The organism is Streptomyces sp. NBC_00016, from assembly GCF_045040885.1.
In the GTDB taxonomy this organism is placed as follows: Bacteria; Actinomycetota; Actinomycetes; order Streptomycetales; family Streptomycetaceae; genus Streptomyces; species Streptomyces coriariae.
Window position 1 is genome coordinate 1665288 of the sequence record NZ_CP108304.1, and the last position, 24993, is coordinate 1690280.

Consider the following 24993-nt stretch of genomic DNA (forward strand, 5'->3'; position numbering starts at 1 on the left):
GCTGCGTTCCTGTAGGGCGTTTCGGATTGAGGTGAGGGAAAACTGGGGTGAGGGAAAGGGGGTCGGGGGGTTCAGTCGACGGTGACCACGACGGAATGCCGGCCGGCGGCGCCGTCGGGGACGGTGCGGGCGCGTTCCGCGGTCTGCACCGCGCCGGTGCGGTCGGTGGCGCGCACGGTGAGGGTGTGGCCGCCCTTGGTGGCCTGCCAGGGGTAGGACCACTGGCGCCAGGTGTCGCGGGAGTCCTCGGCCGCGAGGCGGGCCCGGTGCCAGGGGCCGTCGTCGACGCGGATCTCGACCTTGTCGATGCCGCGGTGCTGGGCCCAGGCGACTCCGGCGACCATGACGGTGCCGGCCTCGGGGCGGGCGAACGGCTTGGGCGTGTCGATGCGGGACTGGGTCTTGACCGGCGCTCTGCGGGCCCACTGGCGGGTGACCCAGTAGGGGTCGTAGGCGTCGAACGTGGTGAGCTCGATGTCCTTGATCCACTTGCAGGCGGAGACGTAGCCGTAGAGGCCGGGCACCACCATGCGGACCGGGAAGCCGTGCTCGAAGGGCAGCGGCTCGCCGTTCATCGCGACGGCGAGCAGCGCGTCGCGGCCGTCCATCACGTCCTCGACGGGACTGCCGAGCGTCATCCCGTCCACCGACCGGGCGACCAGCTGGTCGGCGGGTCCTCCCGCGGAGGGAGGCTCGACCCCGCACTCGGCCAGCAGGTCGGCCAGGCGTACGCCGATCCAGCGGGCGTTGCCCACGTACGGGCCGCCGACCTCGTTCGACACACAGGTCAGCGTGATGTCGCGCTCGATCAGCTCCCGCCGCAACAGATCGTCGAAGGACAACGTGACCGGGCGGGCGACCCCTCGGCCGTGGATGCGCAGCCGCCAGGCGGTCGCATCGACCTTGGGCACCACCAGCGCGGTGTCCACCCGGTAGAAGTCCTGGTTCGGCGTCGTGAAGGAGCTGATCCCGGGGATCCGCACCTGTGCGCCTCGGGGCACCTCGGGGGCGGGCGAGTCCGGGGCGGGCAGGGCGAGGTCCTTGCGGGAGGCGGCCGCGTCGCGGCCGCTCGACCCGACCAGGGCCCGGCCGAGCGCTCCGGCCCCGACGGACGCGGCCACGGCCGCGCTCGCCGCGAGCACGAACTCACGGCGCTCCCGTTGCGGCCTCCGCAACGTGTCGCCTTCCGCGGCCTCGGGCCCGCCCGGCGCCGGTGCCCGGATCCGGAGGCGGCCGACAAGGAGGAACAGAAGGCCGGCCCCGACGACCGCACCCGCGGCGGAGGGCAGCGCGTCGGTGAGTCCCGTGCGATCCGGGCGGCTGATCGCCGCTGCCGCGCCCACGGCACCGAAAAGAAGGACTCCGGCGGACCCGGTCCGCCGATATCGCAGCGCGAGAACTCCCAGGGCGAGGGCGAACAGCGCGAGTACGACAAGGATTCCGAGCTGGAGAACGAGTTTGTCGTTGCTCCCGAAATTCCGGATCGCCCACGCTTTCACGGACGCGGGCGTGCGGTCGATCGCCGCACCTCCGACCACGACGACCGGACCGGCCTGCGGACGTACCCAGCCCGATACCAGTTCCGCGACAGCGAGCGCGGCGAATCCCGCGACGGCGCCGCTGAACGCACCGAGGGCCGGCCGCGTCAGACCACCGGGATTTCGCTGTTTCTTCTCGCTGTTCGTCACGTGGGGAATCCGGGCCCGAACGCGGGGCGGATTGGTCGATCACCCGATCGGAGAATTTCTCTTCCTGGACCAATCCGCGTCCGGATCCGCAACGGACAGACCTTTATGGGGAAAAGCGCTGCGGGACGGCCGAGCGGAGCCCCGTGCGAGCTTCGTGTCACCGGCCTGGAAAAGTTACCGACCGGTCGGTATCGTGCCCGTCATGACCACCGTCGCTCCGGACCCGCGCGCGGGCCGCCACTGTCACAGCACACTCAACTCGCTGCACGCGACGCACTACTTCTCCCCCGACGTGGGCCGGGAGCTGGGCGCGATCGGCGTCACCCACCCGCGGGCCGTCAACTTCGCCGTGCGGGCGGCCGCGTTGGGGCCGGTGGGAGCCGGCGCGGTGACGGCGACGTTCTACAACTACAAGCACACACTCGTCGCCCGCTACGTGCCCGCGGTCTGGGAGTCGGCCACGCCCGAACAGGTCCTGGCCGCACGCACCCGCGCCGTCGACTCGACACTGCGCCGCCAGCTGGGCGCGGACGTGGTCGCGTCCGCGGAGATGGCGGAGGCGGCACGGCTCGCCCTGCGCGCCACCGAGGCCTGCTCGCGCAGCGCCCGGCCCCTGTACTCGGCCCACGCCGACCTGCCGGTCCCCGAGGAGCCGCACCTGGCGTACTGGCACGCGGCCACGCTGCTGCGCGAGCACCGGGGCGACGGGCACCTCGCCGTGCTGATGGCCGCGGGACTCGACGGCCTGGAAGCCATGGTGACCCACACGGCGACCGGCAAGGGCATGTCGCCGAAGTGGGTGCTCGACACCCGCGGCTGGAGCCGGGAGGACTGGGACGCGGCGGCCGGCCGGCTGCGGGAGCGCGGCCTGCTGGACGAGGACGGGGAGCTGACCGAGCAGGGCCGCGCGCTGCGCCAGGAGATCGAGCGGGAGACGGACCGGCTGGACCGCGCCCCGTACGCACACCTGGGCGCGGAGGGCGTGGCCCGGCTGACCGAGCTCGGCACGGGCTTCGTACGCACCGCGCTCGCCGCCGGCGCCTTCCCGGCGGATCTGCTCGCCAGGCGCTGACCTACCGGACGGCGCCGAGGGGGGCCGGGGCCCCGTCGGCGCGCCGCGCCGGTACCGCCTCAGCGCACGGCCGCCTCCGTCATCCCCGGCTGGTCGAACTGCGTCCGGTGCAGCTCCGCGTACCGGCCGCCGGCCGCGAGGAGTTCGTCGTGGGTGCCGCGTTCCACGACCCGGCCGGACTCGACGACGAGGATCAGGTCGGCGGCACGCACGGTCGACAGCCGGTGGGCGATGACGATCGCCGTACGGTCCGCGAGGGCCTCGGCGAGGGCCTCCTGGACGGCCGCCTCGGACGTGTTGTCGAGGTGCGCGGTGGCCTCGTCGAGGATGACGACGCGCTGGCGGGCCAGCAGCAGCCGGGCGATGGTCATGCGCTGGCGCTCACCGCCGGAGAGGCGGTAGCCGCGTTCTCCGACGACCGTGTCGAGGCCGTCGGGGAGGGAGCGGACGAGGTCGTCGAGGCGGGAGCGGCGCAGGGCGTCCCACAGTTCGTCCTCGGTGGCCTCGGGACGGGCCAGCAGCAGGTTCGCGCGGACGCTGTCGTGGAAGAGGTGGCCGTCCTGGGTGACCATGCCGAGGGTGGCCCGCAGGGAGCCCGCGCTCAGGTCACGGACGTCGACCCCGCCGATCCGGACGGCGCCCGCGTCGACGTCGTACAGGCGCGGCAGGAGCTGGGCGACGGTCGACTTGCCGGCGCCCGAGGAGCCGACGAGGGCGACGGTCTGCCCGGGAGCGGCGCGGAAGGAGACGCCGTGCAGGACCTCGGCGCCGCCGCGGGAGTCGAGGGCCGCGACCTCCTCCAGGGAGGCCAGGGAGACCTTGTCGGCGGACGGGTAGCCGAAGCGGACCTCGTCGAACTCGACGGAGACGGGGCCCGGCGGCACCTCGCGGGCGTCCGGCTTCTCCTCGATCAGCGGCTTCAGGTCGAGCACCTCGAAGACCCGCTCGAAGCTGACCAGCGCGCTCATCACCTCCACCCGGGCCCCGGCGAGCGAGGTCAGCGGGGCGTACAGACGGGTCAGGAGCAGGGCGAGGGCGACGACGGCGCCCGGTTCGAGGGTGCCGTTCAGCGCGAGATGGCCGCCGAGGCCGTAGACGAGGGCGAGGGCCAGGGCGGAGACGAGCGTCAAAGCGGTGATGAAGACCGACTGCGCGGTGGCCGTACGGACGCCGATGTCCCGGACGTGGGCGGCCCGGGCCGCGAACTCCGCCGACTCCTCCTCGGGCCGGCCGAACAGCTTGATCAGCGTGGCGCCGGGCGCGGAGAAGCGCTCGGTCATCCGGGTGCCCATCGCCGCGTTGAGCGTGGCCGCCTCGCGCTGCATGCCCGCCATCCGGCTGCCCATCCGCCGGGCCGGGAGCACGAAGACCGGCAGCAGCGCCAGCGCGAGCAGGGTGACCTGCCAGGACAGCGTGAGCATGACGGCGAGGGTGAGCACCAGGGTGACCAGGTTGGAGACCACGCCGGAGAGGGTGTTGCTGAAGGCGCGCTGGGCGCCGATCACGTCGTTGTTGAGTCGGGAGACGAGCGCTCCCGTACGGGTACGTGTGAAGAACGCGACCGGCATCCGCTGCACATGATCGAACACGGCCGTGCGCAGATCGAGGATGAGCCCCTCCCCCAGCGTCGCCGAGAGCCTCCTGCCCAGGATGCCGAGTGCCGCCTCCAGCACCGCGATGACCGCGATGACCAGCGACAGCCGGACGACCGCGCCCGCGTCGCCGTGCGACACGATCGCGTCGACGACCCGTCCGGCGAGGACGGGGGTGGCGACGGCCAGCAGCGCGGTCAGCACCCCCAGCAGGACGAAAGTGGCGATCCGGCGGCGGTGCGGGCGGGCGAATGCGCCGATGCGGCGCAATGTCACCCGGTCGAAGGGGCGGCGTTCCTGCTGGGCGTTCATGACGCTGTAAAGCTGCGTCCAGGCGGTGCTCTCCATGCTCATGGGAGTGACCGTAGAACCTCAAGCAACCTTGAGGTCAATCTTCTCCCCGCATCCTCGACGGCAAAGGATCGGACAAGGGATCGGAGACAGGATCAGCCGAGGGGCCGGACGGCGGATCAGGCACAGAATCAGGCACAGGATCAGACGAGGGACCCGATGACCGTACGTAATGTTCCGTCCCCGCTTCCGCAACCCGCCGTTGGCGCCGTGCCGAGAACCTCTCCGAGTGTGACAGCGGTTCCCGTTCCCCTTCCCCCAGGCAGGCCGGCCCGGCGCGTGCCGGTGCGCCAGATCCTGTGTCTGCTTCCGCTCCTGCTCGTCACCGTGGTCGCGGTGCGGCACCGGTCCGTTCTCGTCGAGGGCTTCGCACAGTTGCGGAGCGCGCAGTGGCCCTGGCTGCTGGCCGCGCTCGGAGCGACCTGTCTGACGTGGGTGGCGGCGGCCGTCACCCGGCAGGGCGCGGTGGTGGAGCGGCTGCCCGGACGGCGGCTGCTGGCCGCGCAGTTCGCGGCCGGCGCGGCCAACCACCTGCTGCCGACAGGGCTGGGCGCGAGCGCGGTCAACCTGCGGTTCATGACCGTCTGCGGAGTGCCCCTGGCCCGCTCCTCCGCGGCTCTCGCGCTGTATCTGATGGCGGAGGGCGTGGCCCGGGTGGGCCTGCTGACCGTGCTGCTGCTCGTCTTCCCCGACGCGCTGCGGCTCGGCTCCCTGCTGCCCGGCGGGGCGCTCGGCCCGCTGCTGGGCGTCCTCGGGGCGGCCGTGCTGGTGGTGGCGGGCGCGCTCACCCTCGTACGGCGGCTGCGGTCGGCGGTGTGCTCCTTCCTGCGCACCGCACTGGGCGAGGCGCGCTCGGTGCACTCCCGCCCGGCCCGGGCGCTGGCCCTGTGGGGCGGCTCGCTGGCGTTCCCGGTGCTCCAGGCGGCCGGTCTGGCGGCGGTGGGGCAGGCGTTGGGGCTGCCGGTGCCGGTGGCGCACATGGCGGTCGCGTACCTGGCGGCGACGGTGGCGGTCGCGCTGGTCCCGACGCCGGGCGGGATCGGTTCGGTGGAGGCGGCGCTGATCGTGGCGCTGGTGGCGGCGGGCGGTCCGGTGGCCCTGGCCACGGCCGTGGTGCTCGGCTACCGGATCATCACGGTGTGGCTGCCGCTGGTGCCGGGGGCGCTGACGCTCGGCGCGCTGGTGCGGATGAAGGTCATCTGAGGCACCCGCGAGGCCTCGGGCCGCCTCACGGCCAAACGCTCACGCGGACGGGACCGTCCCCCGGGTCGACCCGGTGCGTCCAGCCGGCCGGCAGGCGCAGGGTGCGGTTCGGCAGGGCGGCCGTCCACAGCCGTTCCCTGTGCAGCACGCGCCCGTTCTGGGTGACGCGCAGGACGGGGCGGGTCAGTCGGGTCGCGGTGCGCAGGACGTAGGGGAGGCGGTCGGCCGGAGTGACGCGGTTCGGGGCGATCCAGCGCAGGGGCGGGTCCACGAGGAGCGGCACGGCGTCGGCGCGGTCGGCGCGGTCGGCGCCCGAAGGCCGACCGGTGGCCGCGAGACGATCGGTGGCCGCGAGGTGGTCGAGGACGGCACCGGCGGCGTGGGCGCCCTCCCGGACCGCGGTCGCCGCGCTCTCCACGGCGTGCAGCACGCTGCCGACGGCGAAGACGCCGGGGCGTGAGGTGCGCAGGGCGCCGTCGACGGCCGGGCCACGGGTGCCGGGGTCCAGGATGAGGCCGCCGCGCCGGGCCAGTTCGTGGTCGGGGACGAAGTCGCCGGTGAACACGACGGTGTCGCAGGGCAGTACGGCCGTACGGCCGTCGCGGTGCCGTACCCGCACGCCCGACAGGCGGCCCTGGCCCAGCAGTTCGGCGACCGTGGTGCCGGTGAGCAGCGGAGTGCCGTGGCGCAGCCGGGAGTCGGCGGCCCGGGACCGGGTGGTCTGCGGGCCGGGCAGGTCGGTGAGCATCGCCACGACCGTGGCGCCGGCGGCCCGTACGGTGTCGGCGGCGGCGTACGAGACGTCCTCCGCGCCGACCACCACCGCGCGGGTACCGATCCGCTGCCCGTAGAGGTGTACGGCCTGCTGGAGTTCGCCGGTGGTGTAGACACCGGCCGGGCGGGTGCCGGGCACCAGCCGGGCCGCTCGGGGGCGTTCGCGGGCGCCGGTGGCCAGGACGACCGCCCGTGCGGTGATCGTCCCGGGCCCCTCGGCGCCGAGGGTGTGCAGGGTGAGAGGGCCGGCCCAGTCGAGGGCCGTCACACCGGTGCGGACGGTCGCCCCGGCCTGCCGGGAGCCGGTGACCAGCAGCCGGGCGTACGCGGGGCCGGTGAGGGGATGCAGGAGGGTGCCGTAGCCGCCGTGCGCGCAGTGCCGCGGCGCTCCCCCGGCCCGTGTCTCCCGGTCCACGATCTCGACGCGTCCCGCTCCGGCGGCGGCGAGCCGGGCGGCGGTCGCGAGGCCCGCGGGGCCCGCGCCGACGACCAGGACGTCGACCCGGCGTGCTCCGGTCATATCCGGGCCGGTCATGTCCGGGCCTCCTCCAGCAGGGCCCGCACGGCCGCCCCGCAGTGGAAGCCCTGGCAGCGGCCCGCGCGGGCCCGGGTGCGGCGGCGCAGTCCGTCGAGGGTGCGCGGCGGGATCGTGTCGGCGAGGGCGTCGCGGATCGCGCCCCGGGAGACGCGTTCGCAGTGGCAGACGAGGGTGCCGTACTCGGGGCCGGTCCGCTTCCGGTTCATCCGGACCGGTCGCAGTTCGCGCACCGGTCCCGGGTCGAGGCCGGCCCCGGTCTCGAGCAGGCCCACGACGTGGGCGGCGATGGCGAGGGACGCGGTCAGACCGGTGGAGCGGATCCCGCCGACGGTGACACCTGCCTGACCGGGATGGGCGGTGATGCGGTAGTCGTCGAACTCGGTGGCGGCGCGCAGTCCCGCGTAGACGGCGGTGACCTCCTCGTCGAGGAGGCCGGGCAGGATGCGGCCGCCCTGCGCGCGCAGCCCCGCGAGGCCGTCGGCCGTGGAGTGCGTGGCCCGTTTGTCGTCCAGGTCCTCGGCGGTGGGGCCGAGCAGGACGTTGCCGTACACCGTGGGGGCGACCAGGACGCCCTTGCCGAGTGCCGTGGGCACGGGCAGCAGGATGTGGCGGACGAGATCGCGGGCGAACGTGTCGAAGACGATGAGCTGGCCGCGGCGCGGGGTGACGGTGAAGTCGTCGTGGCCGAGCAGCCGGTCGAGCGCGTCGGCGTGCAGACCGGCCGCGTTGACGAGGAAGCGGGCGCGCAGGGTGCCCCGGCCGGTGTCGATCAGATGGGTGTCGCCCTGCCGGTCCACCTGTCGGACAGGGGAGTCGAGGTGCAGGTCCACGCCGTGCCGCACGGCCTGGGTGGCGTACGCCAGCGGGGTCGTCCAGGGGCAGATGACGCTCTCGCCGGGCACGTGCAGGGCGCCGAGCGCGCCGGGTCCCAAGTGTGGTTCGCGCGCGTACAGTTCGGCGGGCCCGATCAGGCGCGCGTCCTGGTACTCGTTGCGCTCGGCCTTCTCCGCCAGGCGGGGCAGGGCGGCGAGCTGCTCCTCGTCCCAGGCCACGAGCAGAGCGCCGACCGGCTCGACGGGGATGCCGGACTCGGCGGCGTACGCGGCGAGCAGGGCGGCGCCCTCACGGACCAGGCGGGCCTCCAGCGAGCCGGGGACCGCGTCGAAACCGGTGTGCAGGATCGCGGTGTTGGCCTTGGACGTGCCCTGGCCGATGTCGTCCTGGGCCTCGACGAGGGCGACCTTCAGGCGCGGTCGGCGGGCCAGTTCGCGCGCGATGGCGCAGCCGACGACCCCGGCGCCGACGATCGCCACGTCGTACGGCGCCGTGGGCAGCGGCCCGCCGGAGGTCACCGTCATGCCGGCTCCCTCTCCAGCAACACAGCTACGGCTCCGCGGAATTCGCCCAGCCGTCGCGCCGCCTCCGCCGCCGGGATGCGCGGCTCGTACACGGCCGAGGGCCTGCTGTCGGGCAGCGCGTCGGCGACGCTCAGACCGGGGGTGACGCCGAGGCGGGCCAGGGCGCCCGCGCCGAGGGCGGTCGCGTCGGGCAGCGGGGACACCTCGACGCGACACTGCGCCAGGTCGGCCTGGGTCTGCATGAGCAGGGCCGAGCGGGTCAGGCCGCCGTCGACCCGCAGGGTGGACACGGGCGTGCCGAGGTCGGCCGCCGCGGCCTCGGCCAGCTCCACGATCTGTGCGGCCAGGCCCTCGCACAGGGCGCGCACCAGATGCCCCGAGGTGGTGTCCAGGCCGAGCCCGGTGAGGGAGCCGCGCAGGTCGCCGCGCCACCAGGGGGCGGCCAGTCCGGCGAGGGCGGGCACGAAGGTGACGCCGCCGCTGTCGGGCACGGTGGCGCCGACGGTGTCGAGGTCGGCGGGGCCCTGGATGACACCGAGGCCGGTGAGCCAGCGCACGGCGGAGGCTGCGGTGTACACCTGGCCGTCGAGACAGTAGGCGGTGCGTCCGCCGAGCCGCCAAGCGACGCAGCCGACCAGTCCGCGGGCGCTGCGGCGGGCCGTGTCGCCGGTCGGGGCGAGCAGGAACGCCCCTGTGCCGTAGGTGCATTTGGCGACGCCGGGGGTGGTGACTCGTTGGGCGAACAGGGCGGCCTGCTGGTCGACGGCGAGGCCGGTGAGCGGGATCTCCGGGCCGAACGCGCGGGTCGTGCCGACCGGTCGGGCGTTGTCGACGATGTCCGGGAGCCGTTCGCCGGACAGGCCGTAGAGGTCGAGGGCGCGCGGCGACCACCGCGAGCGGTCAAGGTCGAGCAGTTGGGTGCGGCCCGCGGTGGCGGCGTCGGTGACATAGGCGCCGGTGAGGCGGTGGACGAGCCAGGCGTCGCTGGTGGTGACGACTCCCTCGGTGGTGAGGTGACGGCGTATCCACGCCATCTTGGGGGCGGCGAAGTACGGGTCCAGGGGCAGGCCGGTGAGTTGGCGCAACTCGTCCGCGTGCGGCTCCAGTTCGGCGCAGACGGAGGCGGCCCGGCGGTCCTGCCAGACGAGGGCGTCGGTGAGCGGGCGGCCCGTGGCCGGGTCCCAGGCAAGGACGGTCTCGCCCTGGTTGGCGAGGCCGAGCGCCACGACGGGCTCGCGGGCCTCGGCCAGCGCGTGACGGCCGGCGGCGACGACCGAGTCGTACAGCGCGCCGGGGTCGACCTCGGCCAGCCCGCCGGGTGGGTAGCGGGGGTGCACGGCGGCGAACCCGGTGCCGATCACGCCGCGTTCGGGGCAGATCACCAGGGCCTTGGTGCCGGAGGTGCCCTGGTCGACGGCGAGTACCGGACCCGTCATCGTGCCCTCCTCGGCGATCGGTCGGTGATCACGGGGCGACAGCCTGCCGTCGGGCCACGGGTCCCGTCAAGAGGCCCCCGACCAGCGGCGACCCGGCCCTCGTTCGCTGGCTGATGGCCAGTCAAATGAGGTGTGCAAAAGGAGAGTTGGATCGAGCGGGAAAGGAGTGTGAGGCGTTTGCGGCGCCTCTATAGTGGCGGCCGACCGACGCGATCTCCTCATCCGCCGCTCCATCCGCCGCCCCGAGGAGGGCTGTTGTTACTCCACCCTGCCGTCGTGCCGGTACCACGCCCGCGGGCGGGTGGCTGATGGCGAGAGACGGAGCACGGCCGGCCTACGACCCCGCCGGGCACGACGGCGATCTGCGGGCCGCTCTCCAGGAGGTCCGCACCGGGCGCTGGCTGTCGATGCGCGTCCTTCTGGAGCGCACCACGGCGTGGTGCCAGTGGACGCGGCGCACCCAGGTGCTGGCCGCCGCGGCGGCCGGGACGGACGTGGTGCGGGCCTGGCTCGCCGAGGAGCCGCACAGTGTGCCTGCCACGGTGATGCAGGCCCGGGTCGCCGTCGAGCGGGCGCTGCGGGCGCATCGCGAGCGCCATCTGCGTACGCACGAACTGTGGATCGAGGCCTGGGACCTGAGCCAGTCGGCGGCCCGGGCGGCGCCGCCGGACCCGGTGCCGTGGGTGTGCCTGCTCGCTCTGGCCCAGTTGGACCGCAAGCTGCTGTGGGCGGAGCACCGGGCGGCGCCGCCCGAGCCGAGCCTCCCGCCGGGCCCGTGGGGGCTGCTGGACGAGGCCGGCCGACGTGATCCGCACAACCGCGAGGCACACCACCGCATGCTCCAGTTCCTGTACACGCAGGCGGGTTCCGGGCGGCTGGCCGGGGCGGCGGGCTTCGCGCACCGGGTCGCGGGCGCGGCGCCGCCAGGTTCCGCGCTGCACGTCCTGCCGCTGTACGTGCGGGCCGAGCGCTACCGGCGCGGCGGCGGGCGCGGCGCCGCCCTCGACCTGCACTGGGTGGCCGAGGACGCGACCCGGGAGGCACTGCGGGCGCGGGAGGGGTGGTTCGACCGCGCCGGTCCCGCCGAACGCTCGCCGCTCGACCTCAACCACCTGGCGCACGCCCTGTGGGGAGCGCTCCGCTTCGCCGACGCGGCCGAGGTGTTCGACGCGATCGGCCCGTACTGCACGCCGCTCCCCTGGGCGTACCGCGCCCCGGCCCCGGGGGATCACGCGGAGGCCGTGCAGGTGTTCCTCCAGGCCCGTACGCGCAGCCGGCCCCCGGCGCGGGGGCCCGGTTCCTGACGCCGTCCGCGTCCCTTGCTCATCACCCTCCACCCCTCCCCCCCTCCCCCTCCACTCCCCCCTCCCTCCCCTTCTGCCCCGCGCTCCCCCGTGGCCCGTCCTTCTCCGGAGGTTTGTCATGTCCAGCATCCCCGATCCCGCGGCTCTGCCCGGCTTACCCGCCACCCCCGCCACTCCCGCCGTACCCGGTCCCGACGAGGAGCAGCGGCTGCGCGAACTGGGCTACCGGCCGGTGCTGGCCCGCCGGATGGGCGGCTTCGGCAACTTCGCGATCAGCTTCTCCGTGATCTCGATCCTGTCCGGCTGTATGACCCTGTACGGCTTCGGCATGGGCGCGGGCGGACCCGCGGTGATGCTCTGGGGCTGGGCGGGCGTCGGCCTGTTCGTGCTCTGCGTCGGGCTCGCCCTGGCCGAGGTCACCAGCGCCTATCCGACCTCCGGCGCCCTGTACTACATGGCCGACCGGCTCGGCGGCCGGCGCTGGGGCTGGTACACCGGCTGGCTGAACCTGCTCGGCCTGCTCGGCGCGATCGCCGGCATCGACTACGGCGCCGCGCTGTTCGTGGGCGCGTTCGCCAATCTCCGCTGGGGCTTCGAGCCGACGCCGGAGAAGACGATGCTGATCTTCGTGGCGATCCTGCTGCTGCACGCCGTGCTGAACCTGTTCGGGGTCCGCCTGGTCAGCGTCCTCAACTCCGTCTCCGTCTGGTGGCACCTGGCGGGGGTGGGGCTGATCGTCGGCGCGCTGTGGATCGTCCCGGACCACCACCGGTCGCCGTCGTTCGTGTTCACCGAGTTCGTGAACGACACCGGCTGGCACAACCCGGTGTACGTGGCCGCGATCGGGCTGCTGCTGGCCCAGTACACGTTCTCCGGCTACGACGCCTCGGCCCACCTCTCCGAGGAGACCTCCAACGCCTCGGTGGCGGCGGCCAAGGGCATCGTGCGCTCCATCTGGGTGTCGTGGATCGCGGGCTTCGCGCTGCTGGCGGGGCTGACCTTCGCCGTCCAGGACTACGCCGCCACCCGCGCCACCGCCACCGGCGTGCCGCCCGCGCAGATCCTGCTCGACGGGCTGGGCACCGACGGCGCGAGCGCGCTGCTGGTCGTGGTGATCACCGCCCAGTTGTTCTGCGGGAACGCCGAGGTCGCCGCCGCCAGCCGGATGGTCTTCGCGTTCAGCCGGGACCGGGCGCTGCCCGGCTCGGACCTGTGGCGCAAGGTCAGCAGCCGTACCCAGACGCCGGTAGCCGCCGTGTGGCTGTCGGTGGCGGTCGCGGGTGTGCTCGCCCTGCCGTCCCTGTACTCGGCGACGGCGTACGGCGCTGTCACCGCCATCAACGTCATCGGCATCACGCCCGCGTACGCCATCCCGGTGCTGCTGCGGCTGCGCGCCGGGGACCGTTTCCGGCCGGGGCCGTGGCATCTGGGCCGCTGGAGCCGTCCGGTCGGGTGGGTCGCCGTGGTGTGGGTGGCCTGTGTGACGGTGCTGTTCTGCCTGCCCCAGTCGTCGCCGGTGACGGTGGACACGATGAACTACGCGTCCGTGGCGCTGGCCGTCGTACTGCTCCTCGCCACGGTGTGGTGGTTCGTGGCCCGCCGTTCGTACGGGACGCCCACCACAGCGGCCTACGGATCGGACCGCGAGCAGGCCGAACTGGCCGAGGGAATCGTCTGAGCTGCGGGATCCCGCCACCGCGACCGGATCCTCGGGTACGAACTCCCGTGCCGGATACGGCAGGATGAGCGGTCGCGCCCGCTGCGCTGACGGCGGGCGCGACCGCACATCCCGGAACCGAACAGGTGACATCGTGACGAGACTTCACATCCGGCCGTCGGCGACCCCCCGTGCCGCGGATCGACTTCCCGGAGGTGACCGGTGAACCGCGCCCTGACCCTGGACGACTCGGTCATCGCCGGAATCGCCCTGGCCACCGGCCTGTTGGCCGCCTTCCTGTCCCGCACGCTGCTGCGCTGGCTGGCGAAGCACGCCAAGCGCACGAGGTGGAGCGGCGACGACGTCGTCGTGGACGCGCTGCGCACGGTGGTGCCGTGGTCGATGATCGCCGGTGGCGCGGCGGCCGCGGCCGCGGTGCTGCCGCTGACGAAGGCCGTCCAGCACACCGTCAACCAGTGCCTGACGGTGCTGCTGATCTTCGTGGTGACCGTGTCGGCGGCGCGGGTCGTCGCCGGGCTCGTGCAGTCGGTGACCTCCTCGCGCTCCGGAGTCGCCGGGTCGGCCACGATCTTCGTGAACATCACCCGGATCCTGGTCCTGGCGATCGGCTTCCTGGTGGTGCTCCAGACGCTGGGCATCTCCATAGCCCCGCTGCTCACCGCCCTGGGCGTCGGCGGTCTGGCCGTCGCGCTGGCCCTCCAGGACACCCTCGCGAACCTGTTCGCGGGCATCCACATCCTGGCCTCCAAGACCGTCCAGCGCGGTGACTACATCAAGCTGAGCAGCGGTGAGGAGGGCTATGTCGAGGACATCAACTGGCGTCAGACGACCGTGCGCGCCCTCTCCAACAACCTCGTCGTCATCCCCAACGGGCAGCTCGCCAAGACGAACATGACCAACTACATGCGTCCCGAGCAGCAGTTGACGATCCTGGTGCAGGTGGGCGTGGCCTACGACAGTGACCTGGAGCAGGTGGAACGGGTGACCTCGGAGGTCATCGCGGAGGTCATGACGGGCGTCGACGGCGCCCTCCCGGACCACGAACCCGCCATCCGCTTCCACACCTTCGGCGACTCGCGGATCGGCTTCACGGTGATCCTGGGCGTCGGCGAGTTCAGCGACCAGTACCGGATCAAGCACGAGTTCATCAAGCGGCTGCACCGCCGCTACCGCGAGGAGGGCATCCGGATCCCGGCGCCGGCCCGCACGGTGGCGTTGCAGTCGGGCACGGTCGTCATCCCGCAGCAGCGGACCGGCGACGACGACTTCGTGCAGGGCGGGATGACCGCCCTGCACGACTGACGGCGGCCGAGGGCGTCGGCCGCCGGGTCAGAGCGTGGCCGAGTTCTCGTGCCAACGCGCGCCCGACTGCCGGCGCGGGGCGGTGAGGGACGGCGTCACCGGGGTGACCGTCCAGTCCGGATGGCCGGGCATCCTCGGTGTCGTCGTGCCGTACAGCCAGTCCCGCAGGAAGCCCGACACGTCCTGCCCGCAGGTGTGCGAGGCGATGGCGATGTAGTCCTGCGTCGACGCCGAGGAGTTGCGGTGGCGGGCCAGGAAGGCCCGCTCGACCGCGTGGAAGGCGTCCTCGCCGATGAGCTGCCGCAGCGCGTACAGGACGAGGACGCCGCCCAGGTAGCGCTGGCTGTCGAAGAGGTTGACCGCGTTCGGCGCGGCGACCGGGCCGGAGCTCTTGCGCCACTGGTCGCCGCGCGCGTAGGTGTCCTTCATCCGGGCCTCGAAGGTGGTCAGGCCCAGGGAGTCCGCCCAGCCCCGCTCGTAGCGGTAGAGCAGCCCGTAGAAGTCGGCGTGGCCCTCGTTGAGCCACAGGTCGGCCCAGGTGGCGGGGCTGACACTGTTGCCGAAGTAGGAGTGGACCAGCTCGTGCATCATGTGCGAGCCGATCTTCGGCTCCGCCTGGAGCAGGTAGTTCGGCTTGTACAGGGTGAGGGTCTGGGTCTCCAGGCCCGTGAAGTCGAAGGCGCTCGGGTCGTCGGAGTTGCAGGGCAGCAGTCCGTACGTCTCGAACGGGTAGGCCCCCAGCCGTGCCTCGATCCACTCGACCAGGCCCGGGGTGAGCGCGAGGGCGGGCTCCAGGGCCTCGGCCCGCGCGGTCGGGACGACGTCGCGCAGCGGCAGTCCGTGCGGCCCCCGGCGCTCCTTCACGACATAGTCGCCGACGGTGATCTGCACCAGCTCGGTGGCGATCGGCGAGCGGGAGCGGTAGGTGTACGCGGTCCGGTCGCCGGCCAGATCCTCGGTGCACACCGGCGCGCCGCTCGCGACGGCCCGCAGGGCGGCCGGGACGGTGATGCGGAAGGTGAAGTCCGCCTTGTTCGACGGGTGGTCGTTGCAGGGGAAGACGGTGTGCGCCGAGTCCGGCTGGGGACAGATCGCGAACCCGTCCGCCGTCGGCACCCACGCGGTGTGCGCGAGCGCACGGCGCGGGTCCGCCGTGTACGTCACGCACACATTGGCCCGGGCCCGGGCGGGCAGCGGCCGGTCCGGGGTGATCCGCAGCTTCTCGTCCACCTGTTCGAAGGTGGCTGTGCGACCGTCGACACGGACCGTGCGTATGTCCAGACCCAGAGCGTCCAGCGAAAGGCGGGTGAGGGCCTGGGTGGTGCGCAGCTCCAGGGTCGCCGTGGCGTCGACCAGGGCGGTCGCGGCGTCGTAGGAGAAGTCGAGGTGGTAGGCGTCGACGCGGTAGCCGTCGTTGCCGAGGGCCGGGAAGACGGGGTCGCCGAGGGTCTCGGGAGCCGTCTCGGGGGCCGTCTCGGGGGCCGGGGCGTCATCGGTCTTCACGCCCGCGTACGCCGGGTTTCCCCCGGCCAGGACTGCCGCCGTGCCGATCAGTGCGGCCGCCGGGGCCGTCACTCTGCTGCGATATCTCATGGTCCGCTTTCGCTCGGGCGGCCGGGTGGTCGGTCCGGCCGTCGGATGAGGTCGACGCTGTACACCTGCATGACCACGAGAACGGACGCTTCGGTTGCCCCGCCGGACCACCCGGACATCCCGGGATGTGAGGAGACCCCTGTCGAGCCGACGCCGGTCACGAGATATCTTGATGTCGAGCAATGTTGCAGACGTGGAGCGGAGCACCCGGTGACTGACTCGACCATCATCTATACGCACACTGACGAGGCCCCGGCCCTGGCGACGTATTCCTTCCTGCCGGTGGTCCAGGCGTACGCCTCGCAGGCGGGTGTCGCCGTCCAGACGCGGGACATCTCGCTGGCCGGGCGGATCATCGCCGTGTTCCCGGAGTACCTGACCGAGGACCAGCGGATCCCGGACGCGCTGAGCGAGCTCGGTGAGCTGGCCAAGACGCCCGAGGCCAACATCATCAAGCTGCCGAACATCTCGGCGTCGATCCCGCAGCTCAAGGCCGCGGTCGCCGAGCTCCAGGCACAGGGCTACGCGCTGCCGGCCTACCCGGACGACCCGAAGACCGACGAGGAGCGGGAGATCCAGGCCCGCTACGACAAGGTCAAGGGCTCCGCCGTGAACCCGGTCCTGCGCGAGGGCAACTCCGACCGCCGCGCCCCCGCGTCGGTCAAGAACTACGCGAAGACCCACCCGCACCGCATGGGCGCCTGGTCGCCGGAGTCCAAGACCAACGTCGCCACCATGGGCGTGGACGACTTCCGCTCCACCGAGAAGTCGGTCGTGATCTCCGAGGCCGGCTCCCTGAGGATCGAGCTGGTCGGCGACGACGGCTCCACCAAGGTGCTGCGCGAGTCGGTACCGGTCCTCGAGGGCGAGGTCGTCGACGCCTCCGTCCTGCACGTCGCGCCGCTGCGCGAGTTCCTCACCGCGCAGATCGCCCGGGCCAAGGCCGAGGGCGTACTGTTCTCCGTGCACCTCAAGGCCACGATGATGAAGGTCTCCGACCCGATCATCTTCGGTCACGTGGTCCGCGCCTTCTTCCCGAAGACCTTCGCGCAGTACGGCCCGACGCTCGCCGCGGCCGGCCTGACCCCGAACGACGGTCTGGGCGGCATCTACAAGGGCCTGGAGTCGCTGCCGGAGGGTGCCGAGATCAAGGCCTCCTTCGACGCCGAGCTCGCCGAGGGCCCGGCGCTGGCCATGGTCGACTCCGACAAGGGCATCACCAACCTGCACGTGCCGTCCGACGTGATCGTCGACGCCTCGATGCCGGCCATGATCCGCACCTCCGGTCACATGTGGGGCCCGGACGGCCAGGAGGCCGACACCCTCGCGGTGCTGCCGGACTCCTCCTACTCCGGCGTCTACCAGGCCGTGCTCGACGACTGCCGCGCCCACGGCGCCTACGACCCGTCGACCATGGGCTCCGTCCCGAACGTCGGCCTCATGGCGCAGAAGGCCGAGGAGTACGGCAGCCACGACAAGACCTTCGAGATCCCGACCACCGGCACGGTCCGCCTCGTCGACCGGGCCGGCAACGCGCTGATCGAGCAGACGGTCTCCGCGGGCGACATCTTCCGCGCCTGCCAGACCAAGGACGCGCCGATCAAGGACTGGGTGAAGCTGGCCGTCACCCGCGCCCGCGCCACCGGCAACCCGGCCGTGTTCTGGCTGGACGAGACCCGCGCCCACGACGCGAACCTGATCGCCAAGGTCAACGCGTACCTGCCGGAGCACGACACCGAGGGCCTGGACATCCGGATCCTCAACCCGGTCGAGGCGACCAAGCTGTCGGTGGAGCGCATCCGCCGCGGCGAGGACACCATCTCCGTCACCGGCAACGTGCTGCGCGACTACCTCACCGACCTCTTCCCGATCCTGGAGCTGGGCACCAGCGCCAAGATGCTGTCGGTCGTCCCGCTGATGGCGGGCGGCGGCCTGTTCGAGACGGGCGCCGGCGGCTCCGCGCCGAAGCACGTCCAGCAGCTGGTCAGGGAGAACTACCTGCGCTGGGACTCCCTGGGCGAGTTCTTCGCGCTCGTGCCCTCCTTCGAGCAGTACGCCGAGTTCACGGGCAACACCCGCGCCAAGGTCCTGGCCGACACGCTGGACCGCGCCACGGCGACCTTCCTGAACGAGGACAAGTCCCCGACCCGTCGCGTCGGCGGCATCGACAACCGCGGCAGCCACTTCTACCTGTCCCTGTACTGGGCGCAGGAACTGGCCGCGCAGACCGACGACGCGGACCTGGCCAAGGCCTTCGCCCCGCTCGCCGAGACCCTCGCGGCGAGCGAGCAGACCATCGTCGACGAGCTGAACGCCGTCCAGGGCAAGCCCGCCGACATCGGCGGCTACTACCAGCCCGACCCGGCGAAGGCGGCGGCGTTCATGCGCCCGTCGGCCACCTGGAACGAGGCCCTGGCGTCCCTGAGCTGACGCACCGCAACACCCACCTCCGCCCCGGCCGGGTCTCTCCCGGCCGGGGCGGCCGTGTGTCCGGCACCGCTCGCACGCCCCTCGGCCCCCGGCCATCGGCCCTCGGGAAGCCGGCTTCCCGGACGGCGACGGCTGCACGGGTCACCCGGACGGGCCGATATGGCATCTTGATCATGCGCCACTCCCACCGTCCACGCCCCCGGAGCAGCCTCATGACCTCTGCCGCACCGTCCTTCTCCTTCCTCCCCGGCGCCGCCGACTCGCCGGTCATCCTTCATGTGCCGCACTCGGCGCGGGAGATACCGGCCGAGGTGCGGGCGGGCATCGTGCTGGACGACGGGGCGCTGGAGCGGGAGCTGGACCACATCACCGACTCGCACACCGCGGAGATCGCCGAGGCGGCGGCGCGGCTGGCGGGAGTGACGCCCTGGCGGTTCGTGAACCGGCTGTCGCGGCTGGTCGTCGATCCGGAGCGGTTCCCGGACGAGCGCGAGGAGATGCGGGCCGTCGGCATGGGGGCCGTGTACACACGGACCACGCACCGCGAGGTGCTGCGACCGCAGGAGACCGACCCCGAGCCGCTCGTCGCCCGCTACTTCCGGCCGTACGCGCAGGCGATGACCGACGCCGTCGCCGAGCGGCTGGCGGCCGTCGGACGGGCCGTGGTCGTCGATGTGCACTCCTACCCCACCGAGCCGCTGCCCTACGAACTGCACGGCGAGGGACCGCGGCCGCCGGTCTGCCTCGGCACCGACGCCTTCCACACCCCGCCCGAGCTGCTCGCCGCCGCGCGCAAGGCGTTCGGGGAGGCGGTCGGGGAAACCGGGCTCGACAGCCCGTTCGCCGGTGCCTATGTGCCCCTGGAGCACTACGGCAAGGAACCACGGGTGAGCGCGCTGATGGTGGAGATCCGGCGGGACACGTACATGACCGAGCCGGGCGGGCCGGCCGGGCCGGGCCTCACCCGGCTCGCCTCGGCACTCGCGGCCCTCGTGGACACCGTGTCCAGCTGACCCGCGGCCCCCGCACCCGCGCCGGACGGACCGCCGGGCCCCGATGACGGTGGGCGACACGACCGAGGAGCCCGCCGTGGCAGCCTGCCGGACCCCCACCGCCGATGGGCACTCCGGTCGACGCGCCGTCTGCCGGGACCGCGGCTCGCGGTCCCCGACGGCCGGGTCGCCTCGCGGTGGGGGACCGTCGTCCGGGGGCCGCGGAGGCCGTCCGTCGTCGTTGGTCTCAGGCGCGCAGCCACTCCGTCACGACGACCTCCGCGTCGGTCCGCAGCCGGAGGGCGAACGGGCCGCCGGGAGGCGCGTCGCAGGCGAAGCGGCCCATGTCGTCGGCGGTGAGCGAGGCGCCCGCGCGGGGGCCGTGCAGGACCTCGATCGAGGCCGACTGGGGCGGCAGCAGCTGACCCATCAGTCCCTCGTCGGTCACCTCCACGTCGACCGTCAGCCCACCCGTGTGGAAGGTCAGCATCCGCGGCACGTCCACCGCTCCCCGCACCGGGATGGCGTCGACCAACGAGTCGAACGTCAGCTCGGCGATCCGCGCGTCCAGGTCGTGCAGCGCGTAGGCCTCGATGGCGGCCCGCCGCAGCTCGGCGGGGACCGGGTCCAGGATGGCGGCGGCCTGGCGGAGTTCCTCCTCCAGCCGGTCGTGGTCGAACTCCTCGTCCACGAAGGGGACTTCGCCGAAGATGTCGTCGGGCTCGTCGTCGTTCACGCCGTTCGTACCGTTCATGCCGTTCACAGGGCTCCCCGTGCGTCGAGTCGGGCGCGCAGGCGGCGCAGACATCGCTGGCGCATCGGTCCGATGCTGCCGACGGCGATGCCCAGGGCGGCCGACACCTCCTGATAACTGGGCGGCGGCGAGGCGATCAGCACCCGCAGCAGCTGCCGGCAGCGCTCGCCGAGCGCCTCGAACTCCTGCCACAGGAACCGGACCCGCTCGCTCTGCGCGGCCGCCTCCTCCGAGTCGAGGACCGACTGCTCAGGGGTCAGATCCTCGCTGGCCCGGTCGAGCAGCAGCGGATCGTCGGTCGGCGTCAGCCGCCTTAAGCTCTTGATCACTTTCAGGCATTCGTTGCGCGCGGTGCTCGCGAGCCACGAACCGGCCTTGTGCGGCTCCCGGATCCGCCCGAGATGCTGGGCGAAGCGGAACCACACCGTCTGGTACACCTCGTGCCCGTCGGCGTCGGAGAGCCGATGCGCGCGCACGACCGACCACACCAATGGGCTCAGCCCGTCCACCAGCGCCTTCCAGGCCGCCGTGTCACCGTCGACGGCGGACTGGACGAGCGCGCCGACATCAGTACGGTCCACGGCCCCACCCCTCGTGTACGGCCTGTCATCGTACGCCGTGGCGGGGCACCTCTCGGACGTCATGCCGACCTCACGCCGGACCCACCTGGGCCGGCTGCCAGGTGGGCGGAAGCAGTGCCGGCACGTGCGCACCCCGCACCTCGGCGAACTCGGAACCGGTGGCCAGGAGTCGGCGGGCGGCGGCCCGTGGATCGGACAGCCCGTGCGCGGTCATGTGGGCCGCGACGAGCCCGGCCACCAGCGGCGTCGCGAAGGAGGTGCCGCTCCAGGACGCCAGCCCCTCGAACATCACCTGGTCCGGCTTGCCCGGGGTGACCTGCTGCGCCTCGCTCAACACCCCGGTGTGGCGCGGGGAGCGGCAGGTGCAGGAGTAGCTGAAGCCGTAGCGGCAGGCCTCGTAGGTGGAGTGCTGGTAGACGTACGGGACGGGGCTGTCGAAACCGGTGAGGGCGCTGGTGAGGCGCTCGCCGGGGGCGTAGACCTTCACCCAGGGGCCATGGTTGCTGAAGCAGGCGCCGAACTCGCCGTCGCCGCGCAGCGCGCCGACCGACAGCACCGCGTCTGCGTACTCGGGCAGCGAGGCGTAGGCGGCGGGCCAGAAGGGCGCGGCGCTGCCGTTGTTGCCGGCGGCCGAGACCAACAGGGTTCCCCGGTCCCGGAGTTCCTCCATGAACGCGGCCACGCCGAGCAGGCCGTCGACCCGGCCGTTGGAGGTGCCCGCGGAGAGGCTGATGATGTCCGGCCAGCCGTCCTCGACGGCGTCGAAGAGCCGCTCGCCGAACTCGGACTCCAGGATCGCGCCGGCGTCGTTGAGGGTGCCCCGCACGGTGACGTCGGTGTCCGGCGCGACGGCCGCGACGAGCCCTGCGATGAACGTGCCGTGACCGACGTACTGCTGGAGGATCCCGTCCTCGTCGGTCTCCCTGACCTGGGCGTCGCCCTCGGTGCGGGCCAGCAGCGGGTAGGAGCGGTAGTCGTGGGTCAGGCCGGTGTCGATCACGAGCACGCCGACGGCGCCGGAGCCCTCCGCACCCTGCGCGCCCTGCGCGGCACGGGCCGCCGGTGCCGCGGCGGGGTTGGGCCGGGCGCTGCGCGGGGCGGGCACCGGTTCGTCGCCGGGGCAGGCGTTGACGGCGATCGACACCAGGTGGTTGCGGCTGATCAGACGGCGGCCGGCCCGGCCCTCCGTCTCCCGCAGCGCGCGCAGGGCACCGGCGACGGTGTGGTCGGCGCCCCGGCCGCCCTCACCGGGGTCGCCGACCCGGATCCGGGTGATGCCGGAGCGGTTGGTCTCCGGGCCCGCCCGGCGCACATGGTCGGGGACCAGGCCCTCGGTCGCGGTGAAGTGCGAGCGGACGGCGTCCTCGACGGTCCGGGCCTCCTCGCCGTCGCGTGCGAGGACGACACCCTTTTCGTAGATGAACTCGGCGGAGTCGTCCGGTCCCATCGCCAACGGGACGTCGGGCAGCGCACGTTGGAGATGGTCGAACTGCTCGTGGAATCGCTGTGGTGCCATGGCGTGTCCTCCCCTACAGCCGGTGGTCGACAGCAAGACCCGCGGGACGGCCGTCTGATACAGGTGGTGCGACGGCAGATGAGGGTGGTGCGGTTGCGGCCGCGCGCCCCCTCACGATGCCGATTCCGTTGACACGACGTCCAATTGTTACTGGTGGATACAGTGCCGAACCGGTGTGGCGCGCAGGCCGGAGCACTACCATCCGTGGAGTGACAGCGGGAAACGACTCGGTTCTCGAACTGCTGCCGATGGTGTTCGCCGCCCCGGGCGACGCGTTGTCGCGGGCGGAAGGAGTGCTCGACACCGATCCGACGCCGTTGCACGCCTCGGTCGCCCACCAGGTGATCGGCATCTGGCAGCGGGACTGGGGCGACATGCGTCTGGCCCTGGACCATCTGCGGCGCGCCCGGGACCTCGCGGCGCGCGCTGACTCGGCCGAGCGGGAGGCGGACGTCCTCGGCACGCTCGGCGTGGCGCTGGTGCACGCGGGCCGCACCCGGCAGGGGCTCGCCGCCTTCGAGCGGGGGGTCGAGCGCGGGACCGGCCACACCCGCGCCCGCGTGATGTACCGGCGGGCCTACTCCCTGTGGGTCCTCGGCCACCATCGCGAGGCACTGGAGGACGTACGCCGGACGATCCCCGTGCTGCGTCAGGCCGACGACGTCATCTGGACGGCGCGCGCCCTCACCCTGCGCGCCACCGTGCACCTGGCCCTCGGGGCGGTGGAGCGGGCCGAGGCGGACTTCACGGCGGCCGAGGCGCTGTGGGACACCACCGGCCAGGAGCACGACAAGGCGGACGCGGTGGAGAGCCGGGGCCTCGCCGCCTTCCGTTCCGGGGACGTGCCGGCCGCGCTGCGGCTCCTCGACGAGGCGGAGGAGCGGTACGCGAAGCTCGGCACGCCGACGTTCATGCTCAACATCCGGCGCTGCGAGGTCCTGATGGCCGCCGGTCTCGCGCCGGAGGCGCTGGCCGAGGCGGACGCGGCGATCGGGGTGCTGGACGGCATCGGCGGGCAGTCCACCCGTAAGGCGGAACTGCTGCTGACGGCCGCGAGGGCGGCGCGGCTGGCGGGCGATCCAGGGACGGCGATCGCCCGCGCGGCGGTGGCCGAGCGGCTCTTCGCGGGACAGCGGCGCACCTGGTGGGAGACGCACGCCCGGCTGGTGCTGATCGAGGCGCGGGTGGCCACCGGACGCGGCTCGGGGCGGCTGGTCGCGGACGCCGCCAGGCTCGCCGAGCGGCTGGCCTCCTTCCAGGCGCCGGCGGCTCCGCAGGCCTGGCTGCTGGCGGGCCGGATCGCGCTGGACCTGAACTGGACCACGGACGCCGAGCGGTACCTCCAGATCGCGGCCCGCAGCCGGCGCAGCGGGCCGCCGCTGGCACGGATGACGGGCTGGGCGGCGCAGGCGCTGTGGGCGCGGGCCACCGGCTCGGGCCGGGGCGTGCTGGAGGCCTGCCGGCGCGGACTGGACGTCCTCGACGACCACCGGACGACGCTGGGCGCCTCGGAGCTGCGGGCCCGGGCCACCGCGCAGGGCGCCGAGCTGGCCGCGCTGGCCCAGGAGGTCAGTCTGGAGCGGGGCGGGCCGAGGCAGTTGCTGGTGTGGAGCGAGCGGTGGCGGGCCACGGCGCTGTCGACGCCGCCCACCCGGCCGCCGGCCGACCCGGCGCTGCTGAGCGGGCTGACCGCGTTCCGGGTGATCGCCGCCCGCGCGGAGGCCGCCCGGATGGACGGCCGGCCGGTGCCGACGCTGGAGCGTGAACAGCGGCGCCTGGAGCGGGAGGTCCGCTCCCGGACCCTGCACATCCGGGGGGTCACGCCCTGGGGCGGCGACCGGTTCGGCGGGGACCGGTTCGACGCGGGCCGGCTGCTGGAGGGGCTCGGCGACGGGCGGCTGGTCGAACTGGCCGTACTGGACGGGCGGGTTCAGGTGCTGCTGTGCGGGGGCGGGCGGGTGCGCCGCTTCCCGGGCGGGTTGCTGGCCGAGGCGGAGCGGGAGGCCGAACACGTACAGGCCGGGCTGCGGCGGCTGGCCCATCCCGGCGCGGAGGCCCGGCTGCCGGTGGTGGAGGCGGCGGGGCGCAGGCTGGAGGAGCTGCTGCTCGGCGAGGCGGCGAGGCACCTGGGCCCGGGTCCGCTGGTCGTGGTGCCGCCGGCCCGGCTGCACCGGGTGCCGTGGGCGCTGCTGCCGTCGCTGCGGGAGCGGGTGGTGAGTGTGTCGCCGTCGGCCAGCGGCTGGCTGCGCGCGCGGGAGACCGAACCGCCCCCGGGCGGCCGGCAGGTCCTCGTACGGGGGCCGGGGCTGGCGTCCTGCGGGGCGGAGGTGCCGGAGGTCGCCGGGCGGTACGGCAGGCCGATCGTGCTGGAGCAGGAGGACGCCCATGTGTCGCGGGTGCTCCAGGAGTTGGACGGGGCCGCGCTGGCGCACATCGCCGCGCACGGCACGTTCCGCGGCGACAGCCCGATGTTCTCGTCCCTGCGGATGGCGGACGGCCCGCTGATCGTCCACGACTTCGAGCGGCTCGCCCGCAGCCCGTACCGGATCATCCTCTCCAGCTGCGACACCGCCCGGCTCGCCTCGGTCGGCGCGGACGAACTCCTGGGCCTGGTCACGGCGTTGCTGCCGCTGGGCACGGCGGGTGTGCTGGCCAGCAGCGCACCCGTCAACGACGCGGCGGTCGTCCCGCTGATGCTGGCCCTGCACAAGGGCATCAGCGCGGGCCTCTCCCTGGCCGAGGCCCTGCGGGACGCCCGTGCCGCGCTGCCGGACGACGCGCTGCACCAGGCGACGGGATGGGCGTTCACCGCGTTCGGCGCGGCGTGAGGC

The 24993-nt window shown here is 73.4% G+C and carries 17 protein-coding genes; 8 read left to right on the forward strand and 9 right to left on the reverse strand.

Annotation, left to right across the window (positions count from 1 at the left end):
• Positions 1 to 71 precede the first annotated feature (71 nt).
• A complete protein-coding gene (locus OG933_RS07490) occupies positions 72 to 1688 on the reverse strand; it encodes a molybdopterin-dependent oxidoreductase (RefSeq protein WP_405626081.1) in 1617 nt (538 codons plus the stop codon).
• A 202-nt stretch (positions 1689 to 1890) separates the two neighbouring features.
• Here OG933_RS07490 and OG933_RS07495 point away from each other — a divergent pair, with 202 nt between their 5' ends.
• Positions 1891 to 2760 (forward strand): SCO6745 family protein, encoded by an 870-nt coding sequence (locus OG933_RS07495; RefSeq protein WP_405626083.1) that lies wholly within the window; start codon positions 1891 to 1893, stop codon positions 2758 to 2760.
• A 59-nt stretch (positions 2761 to 2819) separates the two neighbouring features.
• On the opposite strand, the gene OG933_RS07500 is transcribed toward OG933_RS07495, so the two are convergent.
• Positions 2820 to 4700, reverse strand: a complete 1881-nt coding sequence (locus tag OG933_RS07500; protein WP_362520064.1) for an ABC transporter ATP-binding protein — start codon at positions 4698 to 4700, stop codon at positions 2820 to 2822.
• 282 nt (positions 4701 to 4982) lie between these two features.
• Between OG933_RS07500 and OG933_RS07505 the strand changes: the two genes are divergently transcribed.
• Positions 4983 to 5906 (forward strand): YbhN family protein, encoded by a 924-nt coding sequence (locus tag OG933_RS07505; protein WP_405626086.1) that lies wholly within the window; start codon positions 4983 to 4985, stop codon positions 5904 to 5906.
• 25 nt (positions 5907 to 5931) lie between these two features.
• On the opposite strand, the gene OG933_RS07510 is transcribed toward OG933_RS07505, so the two are convergent.
• The 3 genes from OG933_RS07510 to OG933_RS07520 are packed head-to-tail and all read right to left on the reverse strand — an operon-like array spanning position 5932 to position 10012.
• On the reverse strand, positions 5932 to 7200 hold the full coding sequence (locus tag OG933_RS07510) for an NAD(P)/FAD-dependent oxidoreductase (protein ID WP_405633272.1): 1269 nt from the start codon (positions 7198 to 7200) through the stop codon (positions 5932 to 5934).
• Positions 7201 to 7211: 11 nt separating this feature from the next.
• Positions 7212 to 8576 (reverse strand): FAD-dependent oxidoreductase, encoded by a 1365-nt coding sequence (locus OG933_RS07515; RefSeq protein WP_405626088.1) that lies wholly within the window; start codon positions 8574 to 8576, stop codon positions 7212 to 7214.
• Positions 8573 to 10012: an FGGY family carbohydrate kinase gene (locus tag OG933_RS07520; protein ID WP_405626091.1), complete on the reverse strand. Its 1440-nt coding sequence runs from the start codon at positions 10010 to 10012 to the stop codon at positions 8573 to 8575. The genes OG933_RS07515 and OG933_RS07520 overlap by 4 nt, the downstream gene beginning before the upstream one ends.
• A 308-nt stretch (positions 10013 to 10320) precedes the next feature.
• On the opposite strand from OG933_RS07520, the gene OG933_RS07525 reads away from it, so the two are divergent.
• The 3 genes from OG933_RS07525 to OG933_RS07535 all read left to right on the forward strand — a co-directional run bounded on the left by OG933_RS07525 (position 10321) and on the right by OG933_RS07535 (position 14296).
• Complete coding sequence (locus tag OG933_RS07525; protein ID WP_405626093.1) at positions 10321 to 11316, forward strand: hypothetical protein; 996 nt, start codon at positions 10321 to 10323, stop codon at positions 11314 to 11316.
• Positions 11317 to 11434: 118 nt separating this feature from the next.
• Entirely contained in the window at positions 11435 to 12994 is a 1560-nt protein-coding gene (locus OG933_RS07530) for an amino acid permease (RefSeq protein ID WP_362519069.1), read from the forward strand.
• A gap of 201 nt (positions 12995 to 13195) precedes the next feature.
• Entirely contained in the window at positions 13196 to 14296 is a 1101-nt protein-coding gene (locus OG933_RS07535) for a mechanosensitive ion channel family protein (RefSeq protein WP_362519066.1), read from the forward strand.
• 27 nt (positions 14297 to 14323) lie between these two features.
• Here OG933_RS07535 and OG933_RS07540 read toward each other — a convergent pair whose 3' ends face one another.
• Positions 14324 to 15871: a M1 family metallopeptidase gene (locus OG933_RS07540; RefSeq protein WP_405626097.1), complete on the reverse strand. Its 1548-nt coding sequence runs from the start codon at positions 15869 to 15871 to the stop codon at positions 14324 to 14326.
• Positions 15872 to 16099: 228 nt separating this feature from the next.
• On the opposite strand from OG933_RS07540, the gene OG933_RS07545 reads away from it, so the two are divergent.
• A complete protein-coding gene (locus tag OG933_RS07545) occupies positions 16100 to 18319 on the forward strand; it encodes an NADP-dependent isocitrate dehydrogenase (protein WP_405626099.1) in 2220 nt (739 codons plus the stop codon).
• 212 nt (positions 18320 to 18531) lie between these two features.
• Positions 18532 to 19332, forward strand: coding sequence for an N-formylglutamate amidohydrolase (locus OG933_RS07550; RefSeq protein ID WP_405626101.1), 801 nt, complete (start codon positions 18532 to 18534; stop codon positions 19330 to 19332).
• A 226-nt stretch (positions 19333 to 19558) separates the two neighbouring features.
• On the opposite strand, the gene OG933_RS07555 is transcribed toward OG933_RS07550, so the two are convergent.
• From OG933_RS07555 to OG933_RS07565, 3 genes are all read right to left on the reverse strand, one after another.
• A complete protein-coding gene (locus tag OG933_RS07555; RefSeq protein ID WP_362519055.1) occupies positions 19559 to 20065 on the reverse strand; it encodes a hypothetical protein in 507 nt (168 codons plus the stop codon).
• A gap of 5 nt (positions 20066 to 20070) precedes the next feature.
• Positions 20071 to 20646 carry an RNA polymerase sigma factor gene (locus tag OG933_RS07560; RefSeq protein ID WP_020127476.1) on the reverse strand — a complete coding sequence of 192 codons (576 nt, stop codon included), beginning with the start codon at positions 20644 to 20646 and terminating at the stop codon, positions 20071 to 20073.
• A 70-nt stretch (positions 20647 to 20716) separates the two neighbouring features.
• Positions 20717 to 22162: a S8/S53 family peptidase gene (locus OG933_RS07565; RefSeq protein WP_405626104.1), complete on the reverse strand. Its 1446-nt coding sequence runs from the start codon at positions 22160 to 22162 to the stop codon at positions 20717 to 20719.
• Positions 22163 to 22371: 209 nt separating this feature from the next.
• Here OG933_RS07565 and OG933_RS07570 point away from each other — a divergent pair, with 209 nt between their 5' ends.
• On the forward strand, positions 22372 to 24990 hold the full coding sequence (locus OG933_RS07570; RefSeq protein WP_405626106.1) for a CHAT domain-containing protein: 2619 nt from the start codon (positions 22372 to 22374) through the stop codon (positions 24988 to 24990).
• Positions 24991 to 24993: the final 3 nt, after the last annotated feature.

Coding starts and splice junctions, on each gene's coding strand:
- OG933_RS07510 (WP_405633272.1), bottom strand. CDS start 7,200: ATGACCGGAGCACGCCGGGTCGACGTCCTGGTCGTCGGCGCGGGCCCC.
- OG933_RS07520 (WP_405626091.1), bottom strand. CDS start 10,012: ATGACGGGTCCGGTACTCGCCGTCGACCAGGGCACCTCCGGCACCAAG.
- OG933_RS07555 (WP_362519055.1), bottom strand. CDS start 20,065: ATGAACGGTACGAACGGCGTGAACGACGACGAGCCCGACGACATCTTC.
- OG933_RS07530 (WP_362519069.1), top strand. CDS start 11,435: ATGTCCAGCATCCCCGATCCCGCGGCTCTGCCCGGCTTACCCGCCACC.
- OG933_RS07500 (WP_362520064.1), bottom strand. CDS start 4,700: ATGGAGAGCACCGCCTGGACGCAGCTTTACAGCGTCATGAACGCCCAG.
- OG933_RS07565 (WP_405626104.1), bottom strand. CDS start 22,162: ATGGCACCACAGCGATTCCACGAGCAGTTCGACCATCTCCAACGTGCG.
- OG933_RS07550 (WP_405626101.1), top strand. CDS start 18,532: ATGACCTCTGCCGCACCGTCCTTCTCCTTCCTCCCCGGCGCCGCCGAC.
- OG933_RS07495 (WP_405626083.1), top strand. CDS start 1,891: ATGACCACCGTCGCTCCGGACCCGCGCGCGGGCCGCCACTGTCACAGC.
- OG933_RS07525 (WP_405626093.1), top strand. CDS start 10,321: ATGGCGAGAGACGGAGCACGGCCGGCCTACGACCCCGCCGGGCACGAC.
- OG933_RS07515 (WP_405626088.1), bottom strand. CDS start 8,576: ATGACGGTGACCTCCGGCGGGCCGCTGCCCACGGCGCCGTACGACGTG.